Below are 20,063 nucleotides of genomic sequence, written 5' to 3' on the forward strand. Positions count from 1 at the left end.
CCCTGCCAAGAGCACACCATGCCAGCACACGCCCTTTCACCTCTAGCCAAAGCGCTGATGATGCGCCGGCTGCTCAAACCGCGCATTGTTTCCACCACCCTCGGCCTGGCACTGGCCCTGCCGCTGGCTGCCCAGGTGCAGGCACGGGAAGTGGCCTTCGACATTCCGGCGCAACCGCTGTCCAGCGCCTTGCAGAGCTTCGGCCAGCAGGCCAACGTGCAGCTGTTGTTCAGCCCTGACGATGTGATGAACCTGCGTGGTGCGCCGGTGCAAGGGCGCCTGCAGCCGGAAGCGGCGATTGGTATCCTGCTCGGCGGCACGAACCTCAACTACAGCCTGCAGGGCGATACCCTGACCGTCACCGGCCGCGGCTCGTCGAGCTCGGTCGAACTGGGGGCGACGACCATTGGTGCCACCGGGCTGGGGGGCACCACTGAAGGCACAGGTTCCTACACCACAGGCTCGACCAACACCGCCACCAAGCTCAACCTGAGCCTGCGCGAAACGCCGCAGTCGGTCAGCGTCATGACCCGCCAGCGCATCGACGACCAGAACCTGCGCAGCATCGGCCAGGTGCTGGAACAGACGGCCGGCATCAACGTACAGAGCCCGGGCAGTGACCGCTTGTATGTGTACTCGCGCGGCCTGGCCATCGACAACTACCAGTACGACGGCCTGCCCACCACTTCCTTCGCCTTCAGCCAGGCCCTGCCCCAGGCGCTGTCGGACATGGCCATCTATGACCGGATTGAAGTGGTTCGCGGCGCCACCGGCCTGATGTCCGGTGCCGGTGACCCGTCCGGGACCATCAACCTGGTGCGCAAGCGCCCCACCGACACCTTCAAGGGTTATGTCAGCGGCGGCCTCGGCTCCTGGGACCTGTACCGCAGTGAAGTGGACGTCTCCGGCCCGCTGACCGAAAACGGCAAGCTGCGCGGCCGCGCGGTGGCCGCCTACCAGCAAGGCAACAGCTTTACCGACCACCTGCAGCAGGAAAAGACCATCCTCTACGGGATCGTCGAGGCCGACCTGACCGACAGCACCCTGCTCACCGTCGGCGTCGATTACCTCAACAGCGACCCGCGCGGCTTCTCCACCACCGGCCTGCCGATCGTCGACAACAAGGGCAACCGCGTGCACATGCAGCGCTCGGCCAACGGTGCCAGCCGCAACAGCACCAACCGCCAGGAGACAGTCAACGCCTTTGCCTCGATCGAACAGAAACTGGCCCACGACTGGACCCTCAAGGTCGCCGCCAACTCGCTGTACGGCACCCGCGACTACAACTCGATCATCGTCGGCACCTCCACCGGCTTCGTCAATGCCGACACCGGCAAAGACCTGAAATACACCGCCACCAAGGGCGACAACACCCAGGAACAGCGCGGCCTCGACATCATGCTGTCCGGCCCCTTCGAGCTGGGCGGGCGCACCCACGAGCTGGTGGTCGGCTTCAACTACCAGGACTACGAAAACCGCCGCAACGGTTTCGGCCACCCGACCGCCGATGGCGGCAGCGACAACGGCGTCAGCGGCAAGCCGGTGAACATCTGGACCTGGGACAACTATGCGCCCAACCCGACCTACACCATGAACCGCGAAGACGACAACCTCAAGCAGCGGCAGAACGGCGCCTACCTGGCCACCCGCCTCAAGCCCACCGACGACCTCTCGGTGATCCTCGGGGCGCGGGTCAGCAACTACAAGTACGACGCCATGCTGCACTACAACGTCCCGAAAATGGTGCGCAACAATACCGATGACTCGGTCAAGGTCAGCGGCGAAGTCACCCCGTATGCCGGCGTGGTCTACGACCTCAACGACATCCACTCGGTGTATGCCAGCTACACCAGCATTTTCAAGCCGCAGCCCTACCGCTCCCGCGACGGCAAGTTGCTCGACCCACGTGAAGGCGACAACTACGAGATCGGCCTGAAAAGCGAATACTTCGGCGGCCGCCTGAACACCGCGCTGGCCCTGTTCGAGGTCAAGCTGGACAACGATGCGATCCCAGACGGCACCCTGCCCAGCAACGACCTGATCACCGCCTACAAGGCGGAAAAAACCAAGACCAAGGGCATCGACCTGGAAGTCAACGGCGAGATCATGCCGGACTGGAACATCGCCGCCAGCTATACCCATGCGGTGGTCAAGGACCATGACGGCGAGCGGGTCAAGACCATCGTCCCGACCGACCTGTTCAAACTCTGGACCACCTACCGCTTGCCCGGCGAGCTGGATCGCCTGACCGTCGGTGGTGGCATGAACTGGCAGAGCGGCATTCACTTTACTGTCGACTCCTGGCAACTGAGTGCGCCGGCCAAGGCCAAGCAAGGCGACTACGCGACCTTCAACCTGATGGCCCGCTATCAGCTGACGCCCAAGTGGTCGACCACTGCCACCGTCAACAACCTGTTCGACAAGAAGTACATCAGCTCCCTGGATGACAACTTCTACAGCGGCTCCTACGGTGAACCGCGCAGCTTCCTGGTGAGCACCAAGTACGAGTTCTGATCGTCCTGCACACAAACGCCGCCCCGGCAAAGGTCAGGCTCCTGGGAGCGACCTTTGCCGGGGCGGCGTTTTGCTGTTCGGGCCTCAGCGTTCGAGCACCTGGCCAAGCCAGGCCGATGCCTGTGCGTAGACCTGCTCCACCTGGGCGACGATGCCGCCCATGCGCAAGAAGTCATGGGACAGACCGGCTTCGACACTCAAAGTCACCTCGGTACCCGCCGCCTGCAACCACTGGGCATAGGCCAGGCCTTCATCATGCAGCGGGTCGTAGCCGGCCAGCGCCACGTAGGCCGGCACCTGGGCAATGGCGCTGCCAAGCAGCGGCGAGGCGCGCCAGTCGAGACGGTCGACTGGCGTGCGCGCGTAGTGCTGGTAAAACCACTCCAGGGTGGCCGACTCCAGCAGGTAGCCTTCGGCATAACGCTGATGGGAGGCCCGCAGCTGGCTGATGTCGGTCACCGGATAGAACAGCAATTGCGCCACCGGCCGCAGTGCCGCTGGCAACGCCCCGGACGCGGCCATCGCCGCCAGCACCGTGGCCAGGGTCGCCCCGGCGCTGTCACCGGCCAGCACCACTTTAGCGCTGTCCAGGTGCAGGGCGCCGGCCTGCTCGACGAGCGCTGCCAGGCTGTCGGCGGCATCCTCCACGGCAGTTGGGAAACGGTGTTCCGGTGCCAGCCGGTAGGCCGGGGCCAACACCGCGAACTCACCGCTGAGCGCCAGGCGGCGGCACACCGAATCATGGGAATCGAGGCTACCGACCACATAGCCACCGCCATGAAAATAGAGCATCACCGGCAAGGCTTTACCGGCGCTGGCGCTGCGGCGATAGAGCCGCGCGGCAATCTCGCTACCGTCGCGGGTCGGCAACTGCAGGGCGCTGACCTGCAGCTCGCCCGGCGGGTTGGGGTCAAGGATCTGCGAAGTGGCCTCGAAATCGGCACGCGCCTTGGCCAGCGGCAAGGCGTGCAGGGGCTGGCTTTTGCCGGTCAGGCGACCGAACTCGGCAAGCTCCAGAAAGGCAGAAAGATCAGGGTGCAAGGACATGGAAGCATCCAGACAGAATAATAGGAAAAAAGGCGGGGCCGGACGGCCCCGCCCCGGGTTCAATCGACCAGCGTTTCAGCCCGCAACACGTGCCGCTGCAGCTGGGCAAGCAGCTCGCTGTTGGCCAGGATGTCGTAGTGACCGGCGTCGATACGCTGCCCTGCGGCCTGCACGTGCAGGCTCGCTTCATAGGCCTCGAGCAGCTCAACCGGCAGTTCAGCGCGCCACCACACCTGTGCCGCACAGGCGCTGCGCGGCAATGGTTGCACGTGCCGGGACAGGGCCTTCAGGCGCAAGCCCACCTGGAAGGCACGGGCCAGTTCATCGGCTTCGAAGCGGCTGGCCTGGGCCGGCGTAGCCGGCTGCAGCGCGGCCAACAAGGCGCTGAGCTGCACCTGGTCAGGCTCGTCACTCGGCAGTTGGCCAGGTTCGACCCGCAGATTGGCGGTCTGGGCCAGAAACGCCGGCAGGTCGTCACGCCAGTCATCCGCTTGCGCCAACGGATCGCGCCGCGGAATAAAACTGTCGACCAGGCCCAGGAAGCTCACCGTCTGCCCTTGTTTTTCCAGCTCTGCGGCGACCAGCACCGCCAGGGTGCCCCCCAGCGACCAGCCCAACAGACGGTACGGACCTTGTGCCTGTTTCTGGCGAATGTACTGGGCGTAATCGATGGCCATCGACTCCAGCGAGTCATCCTCCCAGTCACGGTCCAGGAGCATTCGGCATTGCAGGCCATACACCCTGCACTGTCCTTGCAGGCGCCGCGCCAACGGTTCGTAGTCGAACACCGTGCCGAAGCCTGCGTGCAGGCAGAACAGCGCCGGGCCTGGCTGCGTGGCGCCATTGAGCGCCAGCACCGGGTCAAGCTCGCCTGCCTGCTCCTCATAACCCGACAACTGAGCGATGGTTGGCTTGGCCAGCATGTCGCGCAGCTTCAGTTCAAAGCCGGCCGGTGCTTGCTGGCGCACCTTGCTCAACACCTTGAGGGTGCGCAGCGAATCGCCGCCGAGCTCGAAGAAGTTGTCCGTGGCACCGACCTGTTCAAGCTCCAGCACCTCCTCCCAGATAGCCGCCAGCAGGCGTTCCAGGGCGTTGCGCGGGGCGACATACGCCTTGCCCTTGAAGTCCGGGTCGGGCAAGGCCAGGCGATCGAGCTTGCCACTGGGGTTGAGCGGCATGGCCTGAAGTTCAAGGATCTGCGCGGGCACCATGTAATCGGGCAGTTCGCCCTGCAGGGCACTGCGCAACTGCTCGACCTGCAGCCCCTGCGCCGTGGCCACCACATAAGCGATCAGGCGTTTGCCCGCCTCGCTGTCGCGGGCCACCACCACGGCCTCGCGCACCCCGGCCTGAGCGCGCAGACGGGCTTCGATTTCACCCAGCTCGATGCGAAAGCCGCGAATCTTCACCTGATGATCCAGGCGTCCCAGGTAGTCGATCACCCCGTCGGCGCGGCGGCGTACCAGGTCACCGGAGCGGTACAGGCGCCCGCCGGCCTCGAACGGGCTGGCAATGAAGCGCTCGGCGGTCAGCCCCGGGCGCTGGTGATAGCCGCGCGCCAAGCCTTCGCCGCCGATGTACAACTCGCCGGCGACGCCGTCGGGCAAGGGGTTGAGCTGGGCATCGAGGACATACAGGCTGCGGTTGCCGACACGCTCGCCGATCGGCGCATAGGCCGCTTCGCAGCGGGCCCCGGCGGCGGCGCGCCAAAGCATCGGGGTGACCACGGTTTCGGTCGGGCCATAGCCGTTGGTGATCATCCGCGGGCGCAGGGTGCGCTGGACCAGGTCGAAGTTGGCCTCGGCGACGGCATCGCCGCCAAAGCAGTAGATGTCCACCGGCGGCGGGTTGTCCTGGCCCTGGCCATACTCGGCGATCTGCTTGAGGTAGGCCGGCGGGAAGCAGGCAATGCTGATGCCTTGCTCATGCAGCACCGCCCAGGTTTCTTCGGCGGTCCACAGGCTGTCGTCACGCAGCACCAGGCAACCGCCGGCCAACAGCGTCGACCACCAGCGCTCCTGGGCACCGTCGAAAGCGAACGACATGAACAGCAGTTCGCGGGTTGCCGGGGTCATCTGGTACAGCGCGCCGATCGCCTGGCAATGCATGGCCAGCGGCCCGCGCGCCACGGCAACGCCCTTGGGCTTGCCGGTGGACCCGGAGGTGTAGATCAGGTACGCCAGATGCTCTGCCTCGATGTGCACCGACGGCGCTGTTTGCGGGTACTGATCCAGTGCCAGGGTGTCGAGGCTCAGCACCTGCGCCTGAGTGGTCTGCGGCAGGCGCGCCAGCACCCGGCTATGGGTCAGCAGTACCTTCATGGCCGAGTCTTCGACGATCCATTGCAGGCGCTCCTGCGGGTAGTCGATATCCAGCGGTACGTAGGCGGCGCCGGTCTTGTGCACGGCGTACAGGGCCACGATCATCTGCACCGAACGGTTCAACGCAACCCCTACGCGCACTTCCGGCCCTACGCCCTGGGCACGCAGGCAGTGCGCCAGGGCATTGGCCTGCGCTTCGAGTTCGGCATAACTCAACTGCTGCCCGGCGCAGACCACCGCCGGCGCATCGCCCTGGCTTGCGGAATGGGCCTGGACCCGCTCGAGCAGGCTCGGCGCCTGGGGCTCTGCTGGCAGCACCGGGTTGGCCGCGGCCAACGCCTGCAGGCCGCCGGCATCGAGCATGGCCAGGCTGCCGAGGGTCGCCTGCGGCTGCTCCAGCAAGGCTTGCAACAGCGTCTCGAAACCGGCGCGGATCTGCACCACGCTGTCGGCGCTGAAGCGGTTGCGCAGGTAGAGGAACTCGATGCTCAGGGTTTCGCCCAGATTGACCGCCAGGTCCATCGGGTAGTTGGTGACATCGCGACCGCTGGTGGCGCCAAACTGCAACGAGCCCTGGCCGACCTCCCGCAGGCGCTCGTCGACCGGGTAGTTCTCGAACACGATGATGCTGTCGAACAGGCTGCGGCCACTGTGCCCGGCCCAGCGCTGGATGTCGGCAAGCGATGCATGCTCGTGGTCACGCACGTCCAGGTTGTAGGCCTGCAGTTGCTCCAGCCAGTCGCCGACGCGCTGGTCTGGCCGCAGGCTTTGCAGGATCGGCAAGGTGTTGATGAACAGCCCGAGCATCTCGCCGGCCTGAGGCAGGCTGGCCGGGCGCCCGGCCACCGTCGCGCCGAAACAGACGCTCTGCTGGCCGGTGTAGCGCTGCAACAGCAGCAACCAGGCGGCCTGCACCAGGGTGTTGGCGGTGACCCGCAACTGCTGGGCGGCGTTGCGCAACTGGCGGGTGCGGGCAGCATCCCAATCCAGGTAGAGCGCATCGTGGCCGTGCAACTGGGCCGCAGGGCGCGGCCAGGTGCAGGCCGCAAGCTCGGTGACCTCGCCCAGGTCGCGCAACTGCTGGCGCCAGAACTGCTCCAGGGCTTGTTGGTCATCCTGTTGCTGCAGCCAGGCAATGTAGTCGCCGTAGCGCCCTTGCACTTGCACCGGACGCCCATGGTAGGCCTGGAACACCTCTGCGAGCAGGCGTGAGCTGCTCCAGCCGTCCATGAGAATGTGGTGACGGGTCCAGATCAGGTGGCAACGCTGATCGTCAAGGCGCACCAGGGTGACCCGCATCAGCGGCGCGCGCAGCAGGTCGAAGCCCTCGCGGCAATCGGCGTGCACCAGCATCTCGATGGCGTCGCTGGCTACCGCCTGGCCACGCCAGTCGAGCACACGCACCACGGACGGCGCCTGCTTGCTCACCACCTGCAGCAGTTGGGCCAGGTGGCTGGCGTTCCAGAACCCGCTACGCAACACGTCGTGGTTGGCCACTGCCAGGTCCCAGGCCGCAACGAAGCGCTCAAGCTCAAGCCCCTGCACCGCGACGCTGGTCTGGTTGATGTACAAGCCGGCCTCGTCGGCTTCCAGGGAGTGGAACAGCATGCCCTGTTGCATCGGCGACAACGGGTAGATATCGGCCACCTCGCGCGCCGGCACCGGCAGGCCGTCGAGCTGGGCCTGGGTCAGCCCGGCCAGGGGGAAGTCCGCCGGGGTCAGGCCGCCGCTGGCCTCATGGCAACAGTGCTCGATCAGCGCCTGCAGTTCGCTGGCATAGTCGGCGGCCAAGCCTTCGACGACCTGGCTGTCGAACATCTGCGGGCTGAAGATCCAGCCGATGCTCAGCCGCCCTTGGTACACCTGGCCATTGAGGGTCAGCCAGTTGCCCAGCTCGGCCAGCTCGGCGCGCTCGCTGCCCGAGGCTTCACGGGCCACGGTAAACAGCGCATCGTCGCTCTGGCCGTCGAAGCTGTTGTCGAACTGCCCCAGGTAGTTGAAGGTGATGCGCGGCAACGGCCGCTGGCCCAGCGCCTGGCGCGCCGTGCTATCGCCCAGGTAACGCAGCAGGCCATAGCCGATGCCGTTATCGGGCACCGCCCGGACCTGCTCCTTGATCGCCTTGATCGCCTCGGCCAGGCCAGGCGCCGGCGTCAGCGCCAGTGGGTACTTGCTGGTGAACCAGCCGACACTGCGGGTCAGGTCGAGATCGGCAAACAGCTCTTCGCGGCCATGGCCTTCCAGTACCACCTGGGTACTTGGCTGCCCGCTCCAGCGGCAGATCACCCGGGCCAGGGCAGTCAGCAGCAGCTCGTTGATGCGCGTGCGGTACGCGGCGGGCGCCTGTTGCAACAAACGCTGGGTGGCGGCGTTGTCCAGACGGCTGTAGACGGTCCGGGCATCACGTTGCAACAACGGGCAACGGGCATCGCGCACCGGCAGGTCGTGAACCGCCGCCTGCGCCTGCCAATAGCCGAGTTCGGCCTGCAACGCGGCGCTGCCCGCGCGCGCCTGCAGGCGTTCGGCCCAGTGTTGGGCCGAACAGGTTTTGCCCGGCAGGCTCAAAGCCTGGCCGGCGGCCAATTGCCCGTAGGCGCTCTGCAGGTCTTCCAGCAGGATGCGCCAGGAAACGCCATCGACCACCAGGTGGTGCACCACCAGCAGCAAGCGCTGCTGGCCATCTTCGAGGCTCAACAGCACCGCCCGCAGCAACGGCCCATGGGCCAGGTCGAGGCTGCGCTGGGCCTGCTCGCAGATCGCCGGCAGCTGCTCAAGGCAGGTGTTGCGCTGCCACAACAGCTCGTCAGCGCCCGCGCCGGGGTGGTGCTCGGCGAGCCAGCCGTCAGGTGTCTGGCTAAAGCGCAGGCGCAAGGCATCGTGTTGCCTCAGCAAGGCCTGCAAGGCCGCCGCCAGGGCCGGCGCGGACAACGGCGTGCGCGGGGCAAGCAGCACCGACTGGTTCCAGTGATGACGGTCGACCACCTCGTTCTCGAAGAACATCTGCTGGATCGGCAGCAGGGTCAGACGGCCCTCGACCGGCCCGCTCGCACTGGGCGCCTGGGCCGCACCGGCACTGGCAACCCTGGCCAGGCGTTGCACGCTCTGGTGCTGGAACAGGTCCTTGGGGGTAAAGCGGATACCCGCTTCACGCGCGCGGCTGACCACCTGGATGGAGATGATCGAGTCGCCGCCCAGCTCGAAGAAATTGTCCTGTCGGCCAACCCGCGGGACCTTGAGCACGTCCTCCCAGATTGCCGCCAGTTGCTGTTCCAGCTCGCCTTGCGGTGCACTGTAGGCATCGCTCGCCGCCTGCTGGGCGGGCGCCGGTAGCGCCTTGCGGTCGAGCTTGCCGTTGGCGGTCAGGGGCAGCTGCTGCAGCAGGATCAACTGCGCCGGGACCATGTAGTCCGGCAAGCGTGCGCGCAGTTCGCCCAGCAAGGCGGCCGCCACCTCGGCCGTGCTGCCGATACGGCTGACCACATAACCGAGCAGTTGCTGGCCGCGCTCACTGGCGTGGCCGACGACCACCGCCTGCTCCACGCCATCCAGGCTGCGCAGGCACGCAGCGACCTCGCCGGGCTCGACGCGAAAACCGCGAACTTTCAGTTGATCGTCGATGCGTCCCTGATAGTGCCACTGTCCGGCGCTCAGGCGCACGCCATCGCCACTGCGGTACAAGCGCTCGCCGTTGCTGCTGAAGGGGTCGGGGACAAAGCGCTCGGCGGTCAGCCCCGGTTGCCCGAGGTAGCCGCGCGCCAGGCCTTGGCCACCGATGTACAGCTCGCCCGTGCCGCCGTCCGCCACCACCTGCAGGCTGGGGTCGAGCACCCGCACGCGGGTATTGGCCAAGGGCTGGCCGAGGCTGACCGGCGCGGCCTCGAGCGGCCCGGCGAGCACACCGACAGTGGATTCGGTCGGCCCATAGTGGTTGAACACCCGGCACTGCGGCGCCAGTTGCCGCACGCGCGCGAGCAGCGCCGGCGGACAGGCTTCGCCACCGAGCACCAGCAGGCGGCGCGGCAACACCTCGGCGGCCTGGGCCGAGGCCATCAACGCCGCCAGGTGCGAAGGCACAATCTTCAGCACATCGACCTGCTGGCGCTGCATGGCCCCGGCCATGGCCTGGGCGTCCATCGCCGTGTGCGGGTCGAACAGATGCAGAGTCCGCCCCGAGCACAGCGCGCCGAACAACACGGTGTGGCCGAGGTCGGCGGCGACCGTGGAGACCATCGCCATGCTCTGCGCCTGCTCCAGCGGCAGGCGTTGCAACAGGCCCTGGACATAGTTGGCCAGGGCGCCATGGCTGACCATCACCCCTTTGGGCTGCCCGGTGGAGCCGGAGGTGTAGATGACATAGGCGCAGCTCTCGGCCAGCGGCAGCGTGTGCAGCCGTTCGCCACTGGCGAGCGCTTCAGCGCCGGGGCGGTCGACACAGACCAGCACCTGACCCGCTACCCGCGGCATGTCGGCCTGCACCGCCGAATCGCAGAGCAGCACCTGGGCGCCACTGTCCTCAAGCAGCGTGCGCAGGCGATCAGAAGCAGCTTGCGGGTCCAGCGGCAAGTAGCTGGCCCCGGCCTTGAACACCGCCAGGATCGCCACGACCAGTGCCGAACTGCGCTCCAGGGCAATCGCCACCCGCGATTCGCGGCCCACGCCCAATGCCCGCAGGTGGGCGGCCAGGCGCCCGGCCTGCTGATCGAGTTCGGCGTAGCTCAATTGCTGCGTCGCACACACCGTTGCCAGGCGCTCTGGCGTGGCCGCCAACTGCTGCTCGAACAGCGCCAGCACGCTGCTGGCGGCAAACCTGCATTGCGGCCCCTGGCCAAGCGCGGCCAGGCGCTGCTGCTCAGTGGCCGACAGCAGCGGCAGGTCCTCGATGCGCACCTGGACGTCGTCAACGATGGCCTGCAACAGCCCTCGCCACTGCCCGGCAATGGCCTCGATGCTGCAGGCATCGAACAGGTCGCTGGCGTAGACAAAGGTCGCCTCGATCCCGCCCGGATGCTCCAGGGTATTGAGGGTCAGGTCGAACTTGCTGGTGGTCAGCGGTTGCACCAGTGGCGTCATGTGCAAACCGGCCAGGGCTGGCGAGGCACTGCCAGGCTCCTCGCGCTGATGATTGAACATCACCTGGAACAACGCCGAATGGCTCAGGCTGCGTTCGGCCTTGAGCACGTCGAGCAACTGCTCGAAGGGCAGGTCCTGGTAAGTCTGGGCCTGCAGGGCCGCCTCGCGCACCTGGGCAAGCAGTTCGCTGAAGCGCTGCTCACCGCAAACCTGTGCCTTCATCACCTGGGTGTTGACGAAGAAGCCAATCAGGCGCTCGGTCTCAGGCCGCCCGCGGTTGGCGATCGGCACCCCGACACGGATCTCCTGCTGGCCGCTCAAGCGCTGCAGCAGGGCCTGGAACGCCGCCAGCATCAGCACGAACACCGTCATCCCTTGGCGCGCGGCAAGGGCCTTGAGCTGCTCGCCCAGGCCGGCGTCCAGCGCGGCATCCAGGCTGGCGCCGGCATAGCTGCGTTCGGCCTGGCGCGGGCGGTCGAGCGGCAACTGCAGGACTTCAAGCGGCCCCTGCAATTGCTCGCTCCAGTAGGCCAACTGACGCTCGCGTTCGCCGTTGTCCATCCACTGCCGTTGCCACAACGCGTAATCGGCATATTGCACCGGCAAGGCCGGCAGGCTTGGCTCCCGGCCCTGGCTGTAGGCGGCATAGGTTTGCATCAGCTCCTGGACCATCAGTTGCAACGACCAGGCGTCGGAGATGATGTGGTGCTGGACCAGGCTGAGGACGTGCTGCTCGTGTTCGACCTGCAACAAGGCGGCCCGCAGCAACGGCCCACGGGCCAGGTCGAAACCCTGAGCGCCCTGCCCGGCCAGAAACGCCTGAATCCCGGCCTCGGCCTCCACTGCGCCGGGCAAGGTCTGGCGCGCCAGCGCCAGGCCAGACGGCGCCTGTATCTGCTGCCTGACCCCGTCCGGCGTTTCGATGAACAGCGTGCGCAGGCTTTCGTGGCGGGCAACCAGCGCATCCAGGCTGCGCTGCAGGGCACCAACGTCCAGGCGACCCTGCAAGCGGATCGCCAGCGGGATGTTGTACGCCGGGCTGTGCGGCTCCAGCTGCCAGAGAAACCACTGGCGTTGCTGGGCATAGGAAAGCAGGAGCGGCTCGTCCTCGGCACGCTGGAACACAGGAGCGATCCCGAACAGGTTGATCCCTTTCTGTTTCAGCAGGACAGCCAGCGCTTTGCGCTCTTTCGAGGAAAGCGCCCCCACAGACTCTATTAACTTTTGCACGCCACGACCCCTTGTCAGGAAAGCAGTTTCTCAAGATCTTCGGCAGATAGACGTTTGAGAGCCTCCAGGGATTTAGTCAACTCGTCCTGTAGCGGCGAAAGCGCGTCCTGCAAGGCCTGGACCTGGGCACAGAAGGCCTCCAGGTGCTCGGCTTCGAACAGCAGCTTGAGCGGCACCTCCAGGGCCAGTTGGTCGCGCAGGCGCATCACCACCTGGGTGGCCATCAACGAATGGCCGCCCAACTGGAAGAAGTTGTCGTCCAGGCCTACCTGCTCCGTGCCCAGCACCGCTTGCCAGGTCGCCGCCACCTGCTGCTGCAGCGCCGACTGCGGTGCCCGATGCAGCGCCTGAGCGCTCAGGCTTGGCGGCGCGGGCAATTGCCGGCGGTCGAGCTTGCCGTTGGGGCTCAGCGGCATTTCACTCAAGGCCACCAGGTGGCTGGGCAGCATATGTTCAGGCAGGACCTGACGCAGGAACTCGCGCAAGCCGGCGATGGCCTCGGCACTGGCCTGGCCTTCGGCAACCAGGTAGGCCACCAGTTGCGTGCCGCCGACCGCCTCGCGGGCGACCACCACCGCTTCGCGTATCGCCGGGTGTTCCAGCAGCCGCGCCTCGATTTCCCCCAGCTCGATGCGCAGCCCGCGGATCTTGACCTGATGGTCGATACGCCCGGCATACTCGATTGCGCCGTCGGCGCCAAAGCGTGCCAGGTCACCGGTGCGGTACATGCGCTGGCCTGGCACGAACGGGTCGAGCGGGAAGCGCTCGGCGGTCAGCCCCGGGCGACGGTGGTAACCGCGCGCCAGGCCGGCACCGGCCAGGTACAGCTCGCCCAGCACACCCTCGGCAACCGGCTCAAGGTTGCCATCGAGGATGTAGGTGCGCAGGTTGGCGATGGCGTGGCCGATCGGCACGCTGGTACGGCCGTCATCGACACACTGCCAGTGGGTCACGTCGATGGCCGCTTCGGTCGGCCCGTAGAGGTTGAACAGAGCGGCCGCCGGCAGCTTGGCGAACACCTGCTGCTGGGCTTCGACCGGCAGCGCCTCGCCACTGCAGATGATCCGCGACAAGCCGGTGCAGCAGGCAACCTGCGGTGCCTGGAGGAACACCTGGAGCATCGACGGGACGAAGTGCAAGGTGCTGATGCCCTCACGCTCGATCAACTCGATCAGGCGGTCCGGGTCGCGGTGATCGCCCGGCGCGGCAACCACCAGGCGCGCGCCGGTCATCAGCGGCCAGAAGAACTCCCAGACCGACACGTCGAAACTGAACGGGGTTTTCTGCAGCACCGCGTCGCTGGCATCCAGGCCATAGGCTTGCTGCATCCAGCACAGGCGATTGACCAGGGCACTGTGGCGGTTGCCCGCCCCCTTGGGTTTGCCGGTGGAGCCGGAGGTGTAGATCACATAGGCCAGGTGCTCGCCCTGCACCGCCACCTGCGGATCGTCTTCGCGGCTGGCGACCGTGTGCGCCTGGTCGAGCAGCAGCGTGCGCAGCCCCGGGGTCGGCGGCAGGCCATCGAGCAACCAGGACTGGGTCAGCAGCAGTTCGATGCCGCTGTCCGCGAACATATGCGCCAGGCGCTCGCGCGGGTAGTCCGGGTCCAGTGGCACATAGGCGCCGCCGGCCTTGAGGATCGCCAGCAGGCCAATGACCATCTCCAGCGAACGCTCGGCGGCAATCCCCACCAGCACATCCGGCCCAACCCCTTGGCCGATCAACGCCCAGGCCAGGCGGTTGGCGCGGGCATTGAGCTGGGCGTAGCTCAGGCTCTGTCCGCCATACACCAGGGCCGGTGCCTGGGGCGTGCGCTGTACCTGGGCCTCGATCAACTGCTGGATGCTGCACTGCAGCGGATAGTCGGCCAGCTCTCCCGCGCCCTGGGCAACCTGCTGAGCGCGCGCCTCGGCGCTGAACAGGCTGAGGCTGGCGACCGCCTCATGCCCCTGGCAGTCGCCCAGTTGCAGCAGCAGTTGGTGCAGTTGCGCCCCCAGGCGCTGCACCGCCGAGGCGTCGAAATCGGCGCAGGTGTATTTGAACGTCACGCTCAGCTGCTCGCCGGCATCCACCAGCAGGGTCAGCGGGAAGCCGTTCTGCTCATGGCCGATCACCTCGCCAAAGCGCAAGCCGGCCGGCGCACCCTGCTCCAGGGCCTGGGCCACCGGGTAGTTCTCGAACACCAGCAAGGTATCGAACAGCGGCTGACCGCTGTGCCCGGCCCAGCGCTGGATCTCGTACAGCGGCGTATGCTCCTGCTCGCGCAGGTTGAGGTTGTGCGCCTGCAGGGCCTGCAGCCAGTGCTGCAACGATTGCTGCGCCCGCGCGCCGCCGATGACCGGCAGGCTGTTGATGAACAGGCCGATCTGCCGCTCGATGCCCTTGAGCTCGGCCGGACGCCCGGACACGGTGGCGCCGAAGGTGACATTGTCCTGGCCGCTGTAATGCTGCAGCAGCAATGACCAGGCGCCCTGCACCAGGGTATTGAGGGTGACCTTCTGCGCCCTGGCAAATGCGTGCAGGCGCTGGGTCTGCCCGATGCTCAGGGCCTGCTGGTGCTGAGCGCTGCCCACTGCGGCCTGAGCGGGCTTGCGGGCGATGGCCTGGCTCAGCAGGGTCGGGCCGTCGAAGTGTTGCAACTGCTGGCGCCAGAACGCCTGGCAGGCAACGCCGTCGCGCCCCTGCAGCCAGCCGATGTAGTCGCGGTAGCGGCCGATCGGCGCGTCCACTGTTTCACCGGCGTAGCGCTGCAGTACCTCCGCCAGCAGCTGTGCATTGCTCCAGCCGTCCATCAGGATGTGGTGGCTGGTGAAGATCATCTCATGCGTCTGCTCGTCGCGACGGATCAGGCTCAGGCGCAGCAATGGCGCGCTGTCGAGGGCAAAGCCGGCGTTGCGTTCCTGGGCCGCGAGGTCGTCCAGCGCCGTGGCACCGTGCGGTGCCCCGCGCAGGTCGATGCTGGCAAACGCCAGCGGCACATCGCGCACCACCACCTGCACCGGCGCAGCGAAATCGCCTTGCCAGTGAAACTGGCTGCGCAGGCTGTCATGGGCATCCAGCGTGGCCTGCCAGGCGTGACGGAAACGCTCGACGTCCAGGCCCTGGACCTGCACCCGCAGCTGATTGATGTTGTCACCGCAGGTTTGCGCATTCAGGGCGTGGAACAACATGCCCTGCTGCATCGGCGACAGCGGGTAGATATCGGCCATCTGCCCTGGCGCCAATGGCAGGCGATCGAGCTGCGCCTGGCTGAGTGCCGCCAGGGGGAAGTCCGACGGCGTTACCGCGCCGTTGCCGGGTGCCAGGCAATGCTCGACCAGTTGCACCAGTTGCTGGCTCAGGGCATCCGCCAGGCGCTGCACCGTGGCCGGGGCGAACATGGCCTGGCTGAAGGTCCAGTCCAGGGTCAGCTCACCGCCATACACCTGGCCGTTGATGCTCAACCAGTTACCCAGCGGTGCCTGGTCGCCCTGCTCGGCCCCGGACGCTTCACTGGCCGGGGCGAACAAGGCGTGCGGGTCATCGAAGCTGGCGTCAAACTGGCCCAGGTAGTTGAAGGTAATGCGCGGCGTCGGCAGGCGGGCCAGCGCCTGGCGCTGCTCGGCACTGCCGTAGGCGTGCAGCACGCCAAAATCCAGGCCCTTGTTGGGGATCGCCCGCAACTGCTCCTTGATCGCCTTGATCGAGGCGCCGATGTTGTTGCCTGGGGTCAGGCAGGCCGGGAACGCCGTGGTGAACCAACCGACCGTACGGGTCAGGTCGATGTCCTCGAACAGCGCCTCGCGGCCATGCCCCTCAAGCTGGACCCAGGTCGAGGCCTGGCCGCTCCACTGGCAGATCACCTGCGCCAGGGCAGTCAACAGCAGGTCGTTGATCTGCGTGCGGTAGGCAGCCGGTGCCTGTTGCAGCAAGGCACGCGTGTGCGGTGCGTCGAGACGGCTGCGCACACTGCAGGCCTGATCCTTGCTCAAGCTGGCGTTGCGGTTGTCGCAGGGCAGGTCCTCGCCGGCGCTAGCGCTCAGGCCCGTCCAGTACGCCGCGGCGCCAGCACTGTCGGCACTGCTGGCGTACTGCTGCAAGCGCCCGGCCCAGGCCTGCACGGCACTGGTGCGCGGCGGCAGTTGCGCGGCCTGGCCAGCGGCCAGTTGGGCATAAACGGCTTGCAGGTCTTCGAACAGAATTCGCCAGGAAACACCGTCGACCACCAGGTGATGGACCACCAGCAGCAGGCGCTGGCCACCCTCGTCCAGATCCACCAACAAGGCCCGGAGCAAAGGCCCGGCACCGAGGTCGAGGCTGCGCTGGGCCTGCTCGCACAGGCTCAGCAATTGCTCTGCCGAGGCGGCGCGACGCTGCCACACCAGGCCCTCGCCGACTGCCGCGCAGTGATCGGCACGCCAGCCCTGTGGGCCGTGCACGAAGCGTTGGCGCAGCGCATCGTGATGCGCCACCAGCACCTGCAATGCCTGTTCAAGGCGTTGTGGCTCAAGCACCTGACGCGGCGCCAGCAACACCGACTGGTTCCAGTGATGACGCTCGGCCACCGGGCTGTCGAAGAACTGCCGTTGAATCGGCAACAACGCCAGCTCGCCGCTGGCCGGGCCCTGCTCGACCTGCAACGCGTGGCTGGTGAAGCTGGCCACCGTGGCCAGGCTTTGCACGGTCTGGTACTGGAACAGGTCTTTGGGGCTGAAATGAATACCGGCCTGACGCGCGCGGCTGACCACCTGGATGGAGACGATCGAGTCACCGCCCAGTTCGAAGAAATTGTCCTGACGCCCGATCTGTTCACGCTTGAGCACCTGCGCCCAGATCTGCGCGATAGCTTGCTCAAGATCGCCCTGAGGCGCGCTGAAGGTTGTGCTGCCCGCCTCGTTTTCAGGCAGCGGCAACGCCTTGCGATCCAGTTTGCCGTTGACCGTCAAGGGCAGTTGCGCCAACCGCAGCAGGTGGCTCGGCACCATGTGCGCCGGCAGGCGAGCGGCGAGCGCTTCGCGCAGGGCGTGCACCTGGACCTCTCCCTCGGCCACCACGTAGCCGACCAGTTGCGGCCCGCGCGGCCCCTCCTGGGCCAGCACCACCGCTTCGCGCACGCCGGCCTGGGCCTGCAGGCAGGCCTCGATTTCACCCAGTTCGATACGCAGGCCGCGCAGCTTGAGCTGATGGTCGATACGCCCGACATAATGCAGCTCAGCCTGCGCCCGGCGGCGCACCAGGTCGCCACTGCGGTACAGGCGCGCGCCAGGGGCACCGTAAGGGTCGGGGATGAAACGCTCGGCGGTCAGCCCGGGCCGGCGGTGGTAACCGCTGGCCAGCGAGGCGCCTCCCAGGTACAGCTCACCCAGGCCGCCCTGTGGGCAGCGCAGCAGGTTGGCGTCCAGCACCTGGGCACTGACGTTGCTGATCGGTGCGCCGATGCGGATGATGTCCTCGGGCTCCTGCCCGGTCAGCTCATGGCTGCTGGCATCGATGGTCGATTCGGTCGGGCCATAGAGGTTGATCACGCGGCCCTGCCAGTGCTGCGCCAACTGTTTTACCAGGCTGGCCTTGAGCGCCTCGCCGCCGACGAACAACAGCCGCAGCGACGCCAGTTGCCCAGGCTGCAACGAACTGAGCAGCCCTTGCAGCAGCGAGGGTGCCAGTTGCAACACGCTGATGCGCTGCTCGGCCACCAGTGGCCACAACTGGGTCAGGTCCTCGTTCAGCTCGGCCGGTGCCAGCACCAACGGCGCGCCGCACAGCAGCGGCAGCCAGAACTCCCAGACCGAGGCATCGAAACTGCAGGCAGTCTTTTGCAGCACCCGGTCATCGGCCTGCAGCGGATAGGCGCGCATCATCCACTGCATGTGGTTGGCCAAGCCGCCGTGGCGAATGGCAACGCCTTTGGGCTGACCGGTGGAACCGGAGGTGTAGATCACATAGGCCAGGCTGTGCGGGTGCAGCACCAGCGCGGGCGCTCCCGGGTCGCTGGCCGGTACGCCCAGGGCCTGCTCGTCGAGCAGCAGCGTACGTGGCGCCGACAGTGTCCCCAGGCGGGCGCTGAGTGCGGCGTGGCTGAGCAACAGCTGCATGCCGCTGTCGTCGATCATGTACTGCAGGCGCTCGCGCGGGTAATCCGGGGCCAGCGGCACATAGGCCGCACCGGCCTTGAGCACCGCCAGTTGCGCCACGACCATCTCCAGGCTGCGCTCCAGCACCAGGCCCACCAGGCTTTGCGCGCCAATGCCGGCCTCGCGCAGTTGCCAGGCCAGGCGGTTGCTGCGCGCCTCAAGTTCGCCGTGGCTGTACGACTGCCCGGCGACGATCAACGCCAGCGCGTCGGGCTGGCGTTGCAGTTGGGCACGCAACATCGGCAACAGCAGTTCACCCGGCGCCTGCTCTGCCAGGCCCGGCGCGCAGGCGGGCTCGGCGTCCAGGGCAATGGCCTCCAGGCGCTGCCGGGTATCACCGGCGAACGCCTGCAACAGCACCTGCCAATGGCCGGCCATGCGTTCGATGGTAGTTGCATCGAACAGGTCCAGGGCGTAGGTCAGCGATGCCCACAGACGCTCCCCCTCCTCGAAGGTGTCGAGGTTGAGGTCAAAGGGCGAGGCATGGCTGTCCCAGTTCAGCGCCTCGATGCGCAAACTGCCGGCAAGCCCGGCAGCACTGGCGCCCTGCCCGGCGTCGACCTGGTGGTTGAACATCACCTGGAACAACGGATTGAAGCTCAAGCTGCGCTCCGGCTGCAGGGCTTCGACCAGTTGCTCGTACGGCAGGTCCTGGTAGGCCTGGGCGGCGAGCGCGGTGTGTTTGACCTGTTGCATGAACGCGCTCAGCGTCTCGCGCCCGTGCACCTCGGCCTTGAGCACCTGGGTGTTGACGAAAAAGCCGATCAAGCCCTTGGTTTCGGCGCGGTTGCGGTTGGCCACCGGCACCCCGACGCGGATCTGCTGCTGGCCGCTGTAGCGGTGCAGCAGCAGTTGGAACGATGCCAGCAGCAGCATGAACAGGGTCACCCCTTCACGCTGGCAGGTACGCCGCAGGCCACTGAGCAATTCAGGCGGCAGGTCAATCTGCCAGCGCCCGCCACGGTAGCTGCTTTGTGCCGGGCGCGGGCGGTCGTGGGGCAGCTCCAGCAAGGCCTGCTCATCACCCAGGTGTGCGGTCCAGTACGCCAGTTGCCGCTCGCGCTCGCCGGCCTCCATCCAGCAACGCTGCCACAGCGCATAGTCGGCGTACTGGATCGGCAGCGCCGGCAGCGAGGCCGGCTGGCCCTGGCTGAAGCCCAGGTACAGCGCCACCAGTTCTTGCACCAGCACCTGCATCGACCAGCCATCGGCGACGATGTGGTGCAGCGCCAGCACCAGCACATGCTCCTGCTCGTCCAGGCGCAGCAAGCGCGCACGCAGCAGCGGCCCGTGCTGCAGGTCAAAGGGCTGTTGCAGGGTGCTGTCGACAAAAGCATCGATCAGCGCCTGGCGCGCCGGGGCCTGGGCCGGCGCCTCAACACTGTGCAGCTCCAGCGCCAGTTCGGCGTGTGCCTGTACCCGCTGGACGGCGTGCTCGGCCTGTTGCTCGAAGGTGGTGCGCAGGCTTTCGTGACGCGCGACCAGGGCCGTGAGGCTGCGCTGCAGGGCCTGGCTGTCGAGCGCGCCGTGCAGGTGCAAGGCGGCCGGAATATGGTAGGCACTGCTGTGCCGGTCCAGTTGCCAGAGGAACCACTGGCGCTGCTGGGCGTAGGACAGCGGCAGGTCGCCGTGTTCAAGGCGGCTGACCGGGATCGGCAGTTGCGCCAGGCTCATGCCCTTGCCGGCGAGTTTTTCCAGGAACAGCCGGCGCTGCTGCGCAGGCAGCTTGATGAAGCGCTGCACCAGCTGCGTATTGTCCATTCCAGCCATG

General features: G+C 66.9%; 4 protein-coding genes. 1 reads left to right on the forward strand and 3 read right to left on the reverse strand.

All coding sequences use genetic code 11. The features are described 5' to 3' along the window. Window positions 1-18 precede the first annotated feature (18 nt). Entirely contained in the window at window positions 19-2,514 is a 2,496-nt protein-coding gene (locus tag KHO53_RS00990; protein WP_249684219.1) for a TonB-dependent siderophore receptor, read from the forward strand. 84 nt (window positions 2,515-2,598) lie between these two features. Here KHO53_RS00990 and KHO53_RS00995 read toward each other — a convergent pair whose 3' ends face one another. Genes KHO53_RS00995 through KHO53_RS01005 form a run of 3 tightly spaced genes read right to left on the reverse strand, consistent with a single transcriptional unit; the run spans window position 2,599 to window position 20,062 of the window. Continuing rightward, the gene (locus KHO53_RS00995; RefSeq protein ID WP_213569857.1) at window positions 2,599-3,561 is read right to left on the reverse strand and encodes an alpha/beta hydrolase; all 963 of its coding nucleotides are present in this window, start codon (window positions 3,559-3,561) and stop codon (window positions 2,599-2,601) included. Window positions 3,562-3,620: 59 nt separating this feature from the next. Beyond that, entirely contained in the window at window positions 3,621-12,182 is an 8,562-nt protein-coding gene (locus KHO53_RS01000) for a non-ribosomal peptide synthetase (protein ID WP_213569858.1), read from the reverse strand. Between the two features lie 14 nt (window positions 12,183-12,196). Next, window positions 12,197-20,062 carry a non-ribosomal peptide synthetase gene (locus KHO53_RS01005; protein ID WP_213569859.1) on the reverse strand — a complete coding sequence of 2,622 codons (7,866 nt, stop codon included), beginning with the start codon at window positions 20,060-20,062 and terminating at the stop codon, window positions 12,197-12,199. Window position 20,063 lies beyond the last annotated feature (1 nt).

The sequence above is a fragment of the Pseudomonas sp. RC2C2 genome (assembly GCF_018390435.1).
Taxonomy (GTDB): Bacteria; Pseudomonadota; Gammaproteobacteria; order Pseudomonadales; family Pseudomonadaceae; genus Aquipseudomonas; species Aquipseudomonas donghuensis.

Bases quoted from the DNA above. Each gene is read 5' to 3' on its own strand.
- KHO53_RS00990 (WP_249684219.1), top strand. From the start codon at position 19: ATGCCAGCACACGCCCTTTCACCTCTAGCCAAAGCGCTGATGATGCGC.
- KHO53_RS00995 (WP_213569857.1), bottom strand. From the start codon at position 3,561: ATGTCCTTGCACCCTGATCTTTCTGCCTTTCTGGAGCTTGCCGAGTTC.
- KHO53_RS01005 (WP_213569859.1), bottom strand. From the start codon at position 20,062: ATGGCTGGAATGGACAATACGCAGCTGGTGCAGCGCTTCATCAAGCTG.